At 67.0% G+C, this 11,603-nt stretch carries 10 protein-coding genes and 3 pseudogenes; 3 read left to right on the top strand and 10 right to left on the bottom strand.

The window, feature by feature from the left end; translation table 11 throughout:
• Positions 1–205, top strand: a pseudogene (locus tag M3E84_RS07705) (IS481 family transposase); the annotation flags it as partial.
• A 225-nt stretch (positions 206–430) separates the two neighbouring features.
• On the opposite strand, the gene M3E84_RS07700 reads toward M3E84_RS07705, so the two are convergent.
• The 6 genes from M3E84_RS07700 to M3E84_RS07675 all read right to left on the bottom strand — a co-directional run bounded on the left by M3E84_RS07700 (position 431) and on the right by M3E84_RS07675 (position 6,561).
• Entirely contained in the window at positions 431–841 is a 411-nt protein-coding gene (locus tag M3E84_RS07700) for a four-helix bundle copper-binding protein (protein WP_006214730.1), read from the bottom strand.
• A gap of 150 nt (positions 842–991) precedes the next feature.
• Positions 992–1,630 (bottom strand): YdhK family protein, encoded by a 639-nt coding sequence (locus M3E84_RS07695; RefSeq protein WP_259895617.1) that lies wholly within the window; start codon positions 1,628–1,630, stop codon positions 992–994.
• Between the two features lie 109 nt (positions 1,631–1,739).
• Entirely contained in the window at positions 1,740–3,698 is a 1,959-nt protein-coding gene (locus M3E84_RS07690; RefSeq protein WP_259895622.1) for a heavy metal translocating P-type ATPase, read from the bottom strand.
• Entirely contained in the window at positions 3,699–3,878 is a 180-nt protein-coding gene (locus M3E84_RS07685) for a hypothetical protein (protein WP_259895616.1), read from the bottom strand. It abuts the gene before it with no gap.
• A gap of 323 nt (positions 3,879–4,201) precedes the next feature.
• Entirely contained in the window at positions 4,202–5,059 is an 858-nt protein-coding gene (locus M3E84_RS07680; RefSeq protein ID WP_338125492.1) for a F510_1955 family glycosylhydrolase, read from the bottom strand.
• A 5-nt stretch (positions 5,060–5,064) separates the two neighbouring features.
• A complete protein-coding gene (locus M3E84_RS07675; protein ID WP_259895615.1) occupies positions 5,065–6,561 on the bottom strand; it encodes a multicopper oxidase family protein in 1,497 nt (498 codons plus the stop codon).
• Between the two features lie 159 nt (positions 6,562–6,720).
• On the opposite strand from M3E84_RS07675, the gene M3E84_RS07670 reads away from it, so the two are divergent.
• Together M3E84_RS07670 and M3E84_RS07665 are read left to right on the top strand one after the other, a co-directional pair.
• On the top strand, positions 6,721–7,431 hold the full coding sequence (locus M3E84_RS07670; RefSeq protein WP_259895614.1) for a response regulator transcription factor: 711 nt from the start codon (positions 6,721–6,723) through the stop codon (positions 7,429–7,431).
• Positions 7,428–8,576 (top strand): cell wall metabolism sensor histidine kinase WalK, encoded by a 1,149-nt coding sequence (locus tag M3E84_RS07665; RefSeq protein ID WP_259895613.1) that lies wholly within the window; start codon positions 7,428–7,430, stop codon positions 8,574–8,576. Before M3E84_RS07670 ends, M3E84_RS07665 begins: the two co-directional genes overlap by 4 nt.
• A gap of 24 nt (positions 8,577–8,600) precedes the next feature.
• Here the strand turns inward: M3E84_RS07665 and M3E84_RS07660 are convergent.
• The 4 genes and pseudogenes from M3E84_RS07660 to M3E84_RS07645 all read right to left on the bottom strand — a co-directional run.
• Positions 8,601–8,900 (bottom strand): annotated as a pseudogene (locus M3E84_RS07660) (integrase core domain-containing protein); the annotation flags it as partial.
• 7 nt (positions 8,901–8,907) lie between these two features.
• Positions 8,908–10,305 carry an IS30 family transposase gene (locus tag M3E84_RS07655; protein WP_259895612.1) on the bottom strand — a complete coding sequence of 466 codons (1,398 nt, stop codon included), beginning with the start codon at positions 10,303–10,305 and terminating at the stop codon, positions 8,908–8,910.
• A 40-nt stretch (positions 10,306–10,345) separates the two neighbouring features.
• Positions 10,346–11,329 (bottom strand): annotated as a pseudogene (locus M3E84_RS07650) (IS3 family transposase); the annotation flags it as partial.
• Between the two features lie 35 nt (positions 11,330–11,364).
• Entirely contained in the window at positions 11,365–11,517 is a 153-nt protein-coding gene (locus tag M3E84_RS07645; RefSeq protein WP_231861122.1) for a hypothetical protein, read from the bottom strand.
• Positions 11,518–11,603: the final 86 nt, after the last annotated feature.

The following is an 11,603-nucleotide window of genomic DNA, read 5'->3' as shown; positions in this document are numbered from 1 at the left end:
CGCCACAGGCAAAGTCACGCTGCGCTACGACGGCCAGCTCTTCCACATCGGCATCGGCCGAGCCCACGCCCGAACCCACATCGTTCTCATCGTCGAGGACCGCGAGATCACCATCGTGGACAAGGCCACCGGAAAGATCCTCCGCGAGCTCACCCTGGACCCCACGCGGAAGTACCAGCCACAACGAAAAACACCCCGAACCTGAGGGTTCGGGGTGTTTCCGATGTACTGAGACATCACAATGGTGGGCCCTGTGGGGATCGAACCATGGATTACTGGGTCCGGACGCCACTGGTAGACCGCGCAGTCATCCTCACCTGGTTGTGGCTTGGCGCCGTTGGCATCTCCCCCACGGTTGAGGTTCGCCCCCAGCTTGCTGCGGCAAGCCTCAGCCTGCTGGAAGGCGAACAAAGGTCTGAGCAGGCCGGTCTCAATCCAGAGAGGCCAGCAGATCCGCGCAGGCGATCTCGCAGCGCCGGCACGCCTCCGCGCAGACCCGGCAATGCTCATGCATATCCACGTGCTTTTCGCACTCTTCGGCGCAGGACCGGCACGCCGTCCGGCACGTTTCGAGCGCGGCGCGGTTGACGTCGATGTTGTTGCCGGTCTGGCGGGAGAGCACCCTCCCGGTGGTCTCGCAGAGGTCGGCGCAGTCCAGGTTCAGACGGATGCACTGGGTCAGCTCCGCGACCATGTCTTCGGCCAGGCAGGCGTCGGCGCAGGCGGTGCAGGTCTGCGCGCACTCGAAGCAGGCCTCGATGCATTCGGCCAGTTTCTGGGTGTCGATGCCGCCGAGATCCTTCGGGTACGTCTCCAGCATCGAGCTCACGTGATGAGTCATGGTCTCGCTCTTTCTGTCGATCCGAACGGAGCAGGCTGGCAGGCACCAACCCGCTCCGTTGACCATAGACAGCGACCGGCAGGAGGCGGAAGGGCGAAGCCATGAAGAGTTCGTGAAGACGCGCGGGCCGGGACACCGCCCCTTTCACGCTTACTCGGCGGGCTGGAGCTCGCTTTCGACGAACCACTTGTGGTTGGCCATCTCCATGCCATCGATCGTGGTGTCGACCATGTACACGGTCTCCTCGGTCGAGCTCTCGATCGTCGCCTCGGCGCCCTCCATGCCGGGCATGTGATCGGCCTCCAGCACGACCTCGGTACCCGCCGGAAGAGGCGCCTCACCCGGATCTTCCAGCTCCTCGTGCACGACCCACTTGTGGTCGACGACGGGCTCGCCACCATCTGTGGGCGTGTAGCTCACCGAGTAGGCCGTCGTATCGAAGGCACCGGTGATCGTCGCCTCTGACCCCGCCATGCCGGGCATGTGGTCAGCGGTGAGAACCGCCGTCGAGTCGATCGGATAGGTGGGATCGGCTGCGGCCTCGATGCCCTCGGGCGGGGGCCCGCCCTCGGGATTGTGCCCGGCCATACCCCCGGAACCATGATCCATGCCCATGTCCATATTCGATGACTCGGACGATGTCGACGGCGCAGCCGCCGCCTCGGACGCCGTCTGCGAGGGCGCGGGTTGTGCGTCTTCCTCCTCCGCGGTGCCTCCGCAGGCGGTCAGCGCGAGCACGCTCGCCGCTGCGGTAGCGGCCATGCTGGTAGTCCAGATGGACTTCTTCATCTCGTCTCCTTCGTTGATGTTCCTTCAGGCGTGGATGGCCTGAAAGTCTCTATGCCAACCCTGCGACAACAGACTGGCGAAGAATTGATGGCCACGCTGACGACCCGGGTCAGGTCTGATTCTTTGCCCATTCGACCGACCCCTCAGCGGTGAGGTCGAGGCCGCGCAGCGTCTGCGCATTGAGCGCAACCACCACCGTGGAGGCGCCCATGAGCAGCGCGCCGATGGCCATGGGCATGACGAACCCGATGGGGGCCAGCACACCGGCTGCCAGCGGCACCGAGATCAAGTTGTAGCCGGCAGCCCACCAGAGGTTCTGCACCATCTTGCGGTAGGACGCGCGCGAGAGCCGCACGACCGAGACCACCGCGCGCGGATCCTCGGAGGCGAGGATGATCCCGGCCGAGGCGATCGCGACGTCGGTTCCGGCGCCGATCGCGAGCCCGACATCGGCCTGGGCCAGAGCCGGAGCATCGTTCACACCATCGCCGACCATCGCGACCTTCTTGCCCTGTTCCTGCAACTGGCGGACCCGGGCGCTCTTCTCCTCGGGACGGACCTGAGCCTCGATGCGGTCGATGCCCAATTCGCGGCCAACGGCCTCGGCTACGTTGTGGGCATCGCCGGTCAGCATCGCCGTCTCGATCCCCAGGCGGTGCAGGGCCTCGATCGCCTCGCGGGCGGCCGGACGGACCTCGTCGGCCAAGGCTAGGGCCCCGGCAACTCGGCCCTCTACGAGGACATGCAGAACGATCCGCCCGTCCTGAGCCCATTCGTCGGTGGACAGCGGCTCCACACCGGCCTGGCTGAGCAGTGCGGGGCCACCGACGCGGATGTCGGTGCCCTCGACGGTGGCCGAGACGCCGACCGCGGTCGCGCTGTCGTGGCCGGTGGCCTGCGGCACGGCAAGGTTGCGGTCTTGTGCGGCGGCCACGATCGCCCGCGCCAGAGGGTGCTGGCTCTGCGCTTCGGTCGCGGCCGCGAGGGCCACAAGACGGTCCTCGTTCATGCCCGCCGGGGCGTTTGGTGCCAGCTGCACGCCCAGCAGAGCGGGCTCGCCGAGGGTGAGGGTGCCGGTCTTGTCGAAGACGACGGTGTCGATGCTGCGCACGAGCTCAAGGGCCTTGCGGTCCGAGACGAGGATGCCCTGGCGGGCGGCCCGTCCGGTCGAGATCGAGACGACCAGCGGGATCGCAAGCCCCAGAGCGTGGGGACAGGCGATGACCAGGACGGTGACAACACGGACCAGCGCCATGCTGGGTGTGCCGAGGATCGCCCACACGACGGCGGTGATCGCGGCAGCGAGGAGGGCGAACCAGAACAGCAGGTTCGCCGCCTTGTCGGCGAGGCGCTGGGCGCGGGTCGAGGAAGACTGAGCGTCCTGGACCAGACGCTGGATGCCGGCCAGCGCCGTGTTCTCGCCGATCTCGGTGACCTGGAGGGTGAATGGCCGATCGGTCGCCACAGTGCCGGCCACGACCCGGTCGCCCCGCCCGCGCAGGACGGGGACCGACTCACCGGTGACCATGGACTCGTCGATGTCGGCCTCGCCCTCGATCACCTCACCATCGGCGGGGATGCGTCCGCCCGGGCGGACAAGCACGCGGTCGCCGACGGCGAGGTCCGAGGGCGCGACCGTGCGCGTCGAGCCGTCAGGGTCAAGCACCTCAGCCTCGTCGGGCAGCAGGGCCGCGAGCTCATCGAGCGCGTTGGAGGTGCGGGCCAGAGACGCCATCTCGACCCAGTGCCCCAGCAGCATGATCACAACCAGCAGCGCCAGCTCCCACCAGAACTCCAGGTCCGGTGGCAGCAGCCCGAGGTGGCTGCCCCAGGATGCGAAGAACGCCACCGAGATGCCCAGGGTGATCAGGGTCATCATGCCGGGTTTGCGCTGCCGGAGTTCGTCGACCGCACCGGTCAGGAACGGGCGGCCGCCCCAGACGTAGAGCACGGTGCCGAGGATCACGGGGACCCAGGTGATCAGTGCGTTGTCCGGCAACTGGTAGCCCAGCAGGTGCGCGAAGCTGCCGCTGAGAAAGATCGTGGGGATCGAGATGACCAGGGAGATTCAGAACAAGCGGCGGAACATGGCGACGTGGTCATGTCCACCATGGCCTCCATGGTCACCGTTTCCCTCGTGGCCGCCGTCACCCGAGTGCTCGTCCTGGGAATCGTGGGGGTGATCGGGGGTGGGGGCCTCGCGCAAGGGCGAGGCTCCACCATGGTGGTGGGCGTGCGAATCCGTCATAGTTGCCTCCTCATTCTCGAAAGTACCCCCCGGGGGTATGTTTGGCGAGGAGTTTCCGGGAAGTTGTAATGCTTCCTAAGCCCACCCCGGCCACCAGGGCGGGCAGGTAGTGGATAGCGGTCAACCCGATCAGAGCCAGCCCCCGAGCTGCGCCGATGCCGCTCAGCCGCTTCCGCGACAGAGCCGCGCCTTCGGCGCTCATCGCCGGGACCATCTCCTGGCGCTTAGAGGCCTCGCTCATGGTCGTCTCCCTGAAGTTGTCTTGTTGCGGTAAGTCCCGCCCGGTGGGCATTCTCGGCCCTGGTCAGCTCACAGCCCAGCTGTCACAGCAGCTGCTGTGTTGTCGCTCCCCCGTCGACCGTGCGCAGCACCTGGTTTTTTGCCATCAGCAGCGCTTCTACGTCACCGTCATCGGTGCGGCTGGCCCCCAGGGCGGTGATCTCCCCGAGGGGTTCTTCACTGGAGGTCCAGTTAGCACCGGCATCGGTGCTGGTCAGCAGGCGCCCGTCAATCCCTGTGGCGGCGATGGTGCGGTCGTCGGCCCAGGCCACCAGTGAGGCCAGCTGGGGGGTGTTCAGGGGGGACCAGCTGGCGCCGTCGTCAGTGGAGCGCAGCACGCCGTTTTCTGTGGCAGCCAGCACCGCTCCCGATTTCGGGGACACGGCCAAAGAAACCGGGGCCGAGGGAATGGCGCGCATCTGCCAGGTGCGCCCGTCGGGGCTGAACCGAAGTTGCCCATCGAAGGCGATGATCCCGGCGGGGCCGGCAGCCAGGGCGTGGAAATCCGATTCCCCGCCGCGAGAGAGCACACTCCAGCTCTGCCCGCCGTCGGCGGACTCGGCCAGCCCCAATGGCTCGGGTAGGTCCACGCCCAGGCCGGGGTGGCCTGAGGCCAGGTAGCGGCCGTCGGCGGCGATGGTGAAGCCCATCAGATCCACGATGGGCCCGGCTCTGGTCAGGTCCCCGTCCTCGAGACGGTAGAGGCCCTCGTGGGTGGCCAGCAGCACGGCCCCGTCGGCCGGAGCGCGCGTGATGGCATGGACATGAGTGATCGCCGTGGCCTCGCCGGCGCCCTCACCGGAGGGGGCCGATGTGGAGGTACCCGGCTGCGGGGAGCAAGCTGCGACCGCCAGCCCGGTCCCTGTGACCAGGCCCAAACCGAGGAGAGCCCGTCGGGGCATGAGCGTCATCGGCGGTATCTCATCTCGATCATCATTCCGGCCTCGCCGTGGTACAGGTTGTGGCAGTGGACCATCCAATCCCCGGGATTGTCGGCTTGCAGTTGCAGGGCCAGGGATTGCATCGGGGCGAGCATGACCGTGTCTTTGCGTAATCCGTTGGGCAGGGCGAAGGTGTGGCCGTGGACGTGCAGCGGGTGGGCCATCATGGTCTGGTTGGCCGCGTCCAGCTGGACGCGTTGGCCTTCTCGGATCATCAGCGGGTCATTCTTGCCGTATGGAGCGCCGTTGAACCCCCACTGGTAAGGGTCCATCTGTCCGGTCAGCGCCATAGGCAGGGCCACTTCGACGTCCCGGGTCTCCAACCGGGCGCTGTCGGCCGGCTCCAGTTCGGCGCCGATCAAGGCCGGGCAACGCAGTTCCTTCGGCGTCACCGTCGGGGCCGGTGCGGCGCCGGAGCCGGTGCGGATCAACGCCATGGCCTGGCCGTCCTTGCCCATGGGGGCGGCCACGAACGGGAAGACCCCGTCAGCTATGGTGACGATCGCGTCGTAACGTTCGCCCATGCCGATGGCCAGCGCGTCCGTCTCCTGCGGCTTCACGGGGAACCCATCGGTGTGGGTCACCTCCATGCGGTGCCCGCCGAGAGCGACGGTGAAGATGGTGTCGGCGGCGGCATTGATGATCCGCAGCCGCACCCGGTCCCCCGGTTTGGCGGCCAGCACATCCGGGGCCTCCGGCACCTTGCCGTTGACCAGGTAATGCGGGTAGGTCACGTCCCCGGCGTCCTCTCCGTAGGGCGAGTCTCCACCGCCCTTCATCGGTGCGTGATCCATACCGCCCATAGCCTCCGGGGAGCTCATGTCCATGTCCCCGTGGTCCATTCCGGTCATGCCCCCGTGGCCGGCCCCGTTCCCACTGGAGGAGGTGAGCGCCTGGAGCACGTCCTCGGGCGTGCGTCCCGTGCCGTCGAGCCAGTCATCGAGCACGAGCACCCATTCGTGGTCATAGCGCCCTGGTTCTCTGGGGTCATCGATGATCAGCGGGGCGTACAGAGCCCGGTCCAGTTGAACCCCGACGTGGGGGTGGTAGAAGTAGGTCCCCGGATCCGGTGCGGTGAATTCGTAGGTGTAGGTGCTCCCGGTGGCGATCGGGTCCTGGGTCAACCCTGGCACCCCGTCGGCAGCGGCTTCCAGGGCGATGCCATGCCAATGCACGGTGGTCTCGGCCGGCAACTGGTTGTCGACGGTGATCCGTAGCCGGTCCCCGGCCGTGGCCCGGATCAGCGGTCCAGGGACCGTGTCACCGTAGGCCCACGTATCGACCTGCAAGCCTCCCAAGTCCAGGGTCGCCGGCTGCGCGACAAGCGTCTTCTCCACCAGAGCCCGGCCGGGAAGTGACGGTGCCGCGGAGGAACCCGCAGCAGGTGCACCCCCTGCCAGGACACCAGCACCGAGCAGGCCGAAGCCACCAGTCAACATCCGTCTGCGGGAAACCTGATTCATGATTCCTTTCCGAGGCACAGCAGGGCACGAACGACGACAACCATTCTGGATCCGCGCACGGGCGTAGAGACCGGGATTATTGTGAAGATTCAGCGAAGATCGGAGATGACCTGCGCTCTTGCGGTCACCCGATCACAGCGTGGGGACGACACTGGAGGCATGAACCCAGGCATCGATTCCCCGTCCCATCCGGGACGGGTGCTCGTGGTCGACGACGAGAAGGCCCTAGCGCAGATGATCGCGACGTATCTCTCCCGCGCCGGCTACACCGTGGACCAGGCCCACACCGGCCCCGCGGCCCTTGAAGCAGCCCGCAGCCAGCACCCGGATGTGGTGGTCCTGGATCTGGGGCTGCCAGGTCTGGACGGGATCGAGGTGTGCCGTGCCCTTCGGTCTTTCTCCGAGTGCTATGTGCTCATACTCACCGCCCGTGGGGACGAGGACGACAAGCTGACCGGACTGGAGGTGGGCGCCGATGACTACATCACCAAGCCCTTCAGCGTGCGCGAACTCGTCGCACGGGTCCAGGCCGTGCTGCGACGCCCGCGCACCGTCACCGTTCGAGAGGCCCCATGGGTCTTCGGGGACCTGGTCATCGACCTCGCTGCCCACGAGGCCCGGGTGAGCGGGGCCGCGGTCGCACTGACGCGCACCGAGTTCGATCTTTTGGCCACACTCTCGGCCGGCCCCGGACGGGCCTACTCCCGCCGTCAGCTCATCGACATCGTGTGGGATCCGTCCTGGGTGGGCGACGAGCGGATCGTGGACGTGCACATCGGGCATCTGCGCCGCAAACTCATTGAGGCACACCCCGATCTTGACTGCATCAGCACGGTCCGAGGGGTCGGTTACCGCATGGCAAGCCGATGAGCAGGCACCGCCCACGAGGCTTGGCCTCCCGGTTCTTCCTGGCGCAAACCATCGTGGTGATCGCCAGCATCCTCGCCGCGGTCCTCGCCGCCTCCATAGTGGGCCCGGCGATCTTTCACGAGCACCTGCTGCGCGCTGGGGCCGGGCACGACGCCACCCAGCTGATGCATGTGGAACAGGCCTACCGCGACACCAACCTCTGGACCCTGGGGATGGCCCTGGCCACTGCCCTGGTATGCGCCCTGGGCGTCACCTTGGTGTTCACCCGCCGCCTCCAGCGCCCGATCGACGCGCTCACCCACGCGGCCCAGGCCATGGCCCGCAGCCGCTACGACACCCGGGTCCCCGCCATGGGCGCCGGCGCTGAGGTGGACGCCCTCGCCGGGGCGTTCAACACCATGGCCGCCCAGCTGGAGCGCACCGAAGACACCCGCCGACGGATGCTCTCCGACCTGGCCCACGAGATGCGCACCCCCATCTCCGTGCTCACGGTCTACCTGGAGGCGCTCCAGGACGAGGTCGCCCACTGGGACGAGACCACCAGCGAGCTCATGGGGGAACAGCTCGCCCGCCTCACCCGGCTGGTGGAAGACATCAACGACGTCTCCCGTGCGGAGGAGGGCCGCATCATCTTGGACCGCACCGAACAACCTGTGGCCGAGCTGGTGCGCGCGGCCGCCGAGGCCTACCGGGAGGCCTACGCCGCCGAAGGTGTGGCCCTGAACATCGACGTCGACGAGACCGCCGGAAACGTCGCGGCCGACCGGCAACGCATGGGCCAGGTGCTGGGCAACCTGCTCTCCAACGCCCTGCGCCACACCCCAGCTGGCGGACAGGTCACGCTCAGCGCCAACCGACAGGGCCCAGGGCGGGTGGCCATCCGTGTCACCGATACCGGCGACGGCATCAGCCCCGAGCAGCTGCCCCACCTCTTCGAACGCTTCTACCGCGGCGACACCGCCCGCGACCGCGACCATGGTGGCTCCGGGATCGGGTTGACCATTTCCAAGGCTCTGACCGAGGCCCACGGCGGACATCTCACAGCCACCTCCCCTGGTCGCGGGCAGGGCGCGGTCTTCACGGTGGAGCTACCCGCCCACCAGCGGACTGGGTCATCCCCGGCTACGGTGAGCGCACGAAACTGAAGCGTCCTGGGTTTCGTTCCGTGGTCAGACGGTCGCGGGTGCGGTCGTCGTGGGGTGAGTGTAGGCGGCCTCGACGTCTGCGGGGGTGCGGTAGTCGAGGGCCTCGTGAAGGCGCTGGGTGTTCCACCAGTTGACCCAGCCCATCGTGGCGAGTTCGACCGTGCTGGCCGTCTCCCAGACAGGCCGAGAGTAGATCAGCTCGGTCTTGTAGAGCCCGTTGACGGTCTCTGCGAGAGCGTTGTCGTAGGAGTCTCCGACGGTGCCGACCGACGCGGTCACTCCCGCGGTCACGAGCGCGTCGGTGTAGGCCAACGACACGTACTGATCAGGTTCAACCGGTGGTTGCAACACCGGCTTGTTGGAGCAACAGTAGCTGCTCGTTGAAGGCTTCGGCAGGGGTTCTCCAGCCGAGGGTCTTGCGGGGCCTTGTGTTGAGTGCGTGAGCGACGGCTTCAATCTCCTCGGCCGACCAGCTCGACAGGTCAGTGCCCTTGGGGAAGTACTGGCGCAGTAGTCCGTTGGTGTTCTCGTTCGTGCCGCGTTGCCAGGGGGACTGCGGATCGGCGAAGAACACCGGGATGCCCGTCTCGACCGTGAACTGTGCGTGAGCGGACATCTCCTTGCCGCGATCCCAGGTCAACGACCTCGCCAGTTGGGCGGGGAGGGTCGACATCGTGCTCGCCAGCGCGTTCTTCATCGTGATCGCGCCATAGCCGGCCAGCGCGGGGCCGTTCTTGGGTGTTTCCTTGTGTCGGTATCCCTTCTCACGGGGGAGGTGGACCAGCATGGTGAACCTGGTCGTGCGGTCGACGACGGTGCCAATCGCTGAGCGCTCGAGCCCAATCAGCAGGTCGCCCTCCCAATGGCCGGGAACAGCTCGGTCTCCGGCTTCTGCGGGACGTTCGCTGATCAGCGTTCCAGGAGTGACGTGCGCCCAAGTCTTGCGGCGTGACCGTTCCCGCGGCGCGCGCAGCGCCCGGCCCGTGCGCAGACACCAGACAAGCTCGCGTTTGAGCGCGCCGCGGCCCTGAATGTAGAGGGATTGGTAGATCGCCTCGTGACTGATGCGCATGGACTCATCATCGGGGAAGTCGACCTTGAGCCGGTTGCTGATCTGCTCCGGACTCCACGCCGTGGACCACCCGCGGTGCTTACGGTGGGGCTTGTTGATCCCCGTGAACCGTGGAGGCTCGGGACCGATTATCACCTTGCCATCAGGCGTGGCGATCTGCCCCGATAATCGGCCCTGGACGTAGGTATGCAACCGCACGTTCGTGACCAGCTTCGCCGCCTTCGGGCGTTTCGCGGCCATGTCGGCCTTCCACTGCGCAACCGACGCTCGATACCCGCGACTTCCATAGCGGACGGCCGCATTCCGGCGCAGCTCACGGGAGATCGTCCCCGGGTTACGGCCTAGAGTTCGAGCGATCTCGCGCACGCCGCGTCCCTGAGCACGCAGGAATGCGATCTCCTCACGCTCAGCGAACGACAGGTAGCGTCCGGTTGGCGTGAACTTCAGATCGAATGGAGGCATGCCGCCAGCGTGGCGGAACCATCGCTGACCGACAGCTTGCGCCACGCCGACCACGGCAGCAGCCTCGATGGGCAATAGCCCCTTGGCGATCTCCGCCCAGAACGCCGCCTCGACATGCCGTTGGAACTTCGGATGCCCAGGGGACCGAAGCTTCGGTCGCTCCGCCCGATCTGCTGCCTGCTGACGACGAACCATCTGACACCTCCCGATCGAGGTGTTGCGACGACCAGTTGAATCCGCCCTGCGATCCCGCATCGCTGTGATGGATTAAACCCCCTGGTGAGACTGGGTTTCCGTCGCGGTCGCGCTGCCAGAGCGCGATCCGTAGCGGCGTCATGACGAGGTCGGTGCGCATGCTCGAGGACGCGTGCCAGCCCACGATCCGCTGGGCGAACACGTCCAGGACGAACGCGACGTAGACGAACCCCGCCCAGGTGCGGACGTAGGTGAAATCTGTGACCCAGACTCTGTTCGGGGCGGGCGCGGTGAAGTCGCGATTGAGCAGGTCGCCGGCGCGTTTCCCGTCCGGATTCGGGATGGTGGTGCGGACGTTCTTGACCCGGCGGATGCCCTCGAGGCCGAGGGTGCGCATCGCGCGGTCCACCGCCCCGCGGGAGGCGCCCGCGAGACCGGCCCTGGCGGCGGAGCAGAGCAACCCACTTACGCCGTCCGTAGAGGCCTTCTGGTGTCATCTGGACCAGCCCGGTGACGGGGTTGACGGTCCAGGCGAGGTCCCTGATCTTGTCCTCGACCAGAGCATCTGTGACGGTGCGGGCCGCGATCCGGGCCGGCCTCTTCCAGGCTCGGTAGGTCCGTGCAGCGATCACAAGGCCCTGCTGGCGCAGGACGGCAAGGATCGGCTCGACTGCATAGCCTTCGGCGCGCATCTCGTCGATGAAGGCCAGGATCAGCGGTTGCGGGGGTCGAGCTCCCCCGCGAAGAAAATCGAGGCCCGACGCAGGATCTCATTGTCCTCCCTCAGGCGCTTGACCTCGGACTTCAGGCGCTTGATCTCGGCTGACTCTTCACTGGTGACGCCGGGGCGGGTCCCGTCGTCGACCTCGGCATGCGCCAGCCAGCGCCGCACGGACTCCCGCGAGACGCCCTCCTGACGGGCCATCGCAGTCGTCGCCGCGGTCAAGGTGGGGTACTCCTGGGCGTGCTCGCGCACGAGCCGCACGCACCTCGCGCGCAGCTGGGCATCGATCTTCTTCGGCATGCTGTCCATCCTCTCGGACTCAAACAGCAGCGGCATCAAACCCGGGCCGATTCACCAAAGCCTAGTGCGGCAGACTCCGGCATGACGAATCCGGCATAACCGAAAGCTGGGCTTGTCCGGAAGCGAGGATGGTCCGGGCCGACGTAGGCGCCCGGCTCGCCGATCTCGTCGATGTACGCCAGCAGCATCTGACCATTGTGCAGGGCACAGCGGACACTGCAGACAAGCGCAGAGGCCCACGCAAGCGTGGGCCTCTCGAATTGGTGCTCGGGGC

The sequence above is a fragment of the Kocuria sp. p3-SID1428 genome, assembly GCF_025149945.1.
Classification (GTDB): domain Bacteria; phylum Actinomycetota; class Actinomycetes; order Actinomycetales; family Micrococcaceae; genus Kocuria.
Note: the sequence above shows the minus strand (reverse complement) of the source record. Positions and strands in the feature narration are given on the sequence as shown.

Excerpts from the sequence above, each read along its gene's own strand:
- M3E84_RS07700 (WP_006214730.1), bottom strand. The coding sequence starts at position 841 with ATGACTCATCACGTGAGCTCGATGCTGGAGACGTACCCGAAGGATCTC.
- M3E84_RS07695 (WP_259895617.1), bottom strand. The coding sequence starts at position 1,630 with ATGAAGAAGTCCATCTGGACTACCAGCATGGCCGCTACCGCAGCGGCG.
- M3E84_RS07685 (WP_259895616.1), bottom strand. The coding sequence starts at position 3,878 with ATGACGGATTCGCACGCCCACCACCATGGTGGAGCCTCGCCCTTGCGC.
- M3E84_RS07680 (WP_338125492.1), bottom strand. The coding sequence starts at position 5,059 with ATGCCCCGACGGGCTCTCCTCGGTTTGGGCCTGGTCACAGGGACCGGG.
- M3E84_RS07675 (WP_259895615.1), bottom strand. The coding sequence starts at position 6,561 with ATGAATCAGGTTTCCCGCAGACGGATGTTGACTGGTGGCTTCGGCCTG.
- M3E84_RS07670 (WP_259895614.1), top strand. The coding sequence starts at position 6,721 with ATGAACCCAGGCATCGATTCCCCGTCCCATCCGGGACGGGTGCTCGTG.
- M3E84_RS07665 (WP_259895613.1), top strand. The coding sequence starts at position 7,428 with ATGAGCAGGCACCGCCCACGAGGCTTGGCCTCCCGGTTCTTCCTGGCG.
- M3E84_RS07655 (WP_259895612.1), bottom strand. The coding sequence starts at position 10,305 with ATGGTTCGTCGTCAGCAGGCAGCAGATCGGGCGGAGCGACCGAAGCTT.
- M3E84_RS07645 (WP_231861122.1), bottom strand. The coding sequence starts at position 11,517 with ATGCTGCTGGCGTACATCGACGAGATCGGCGAGCCGGGCGCCTACGTC.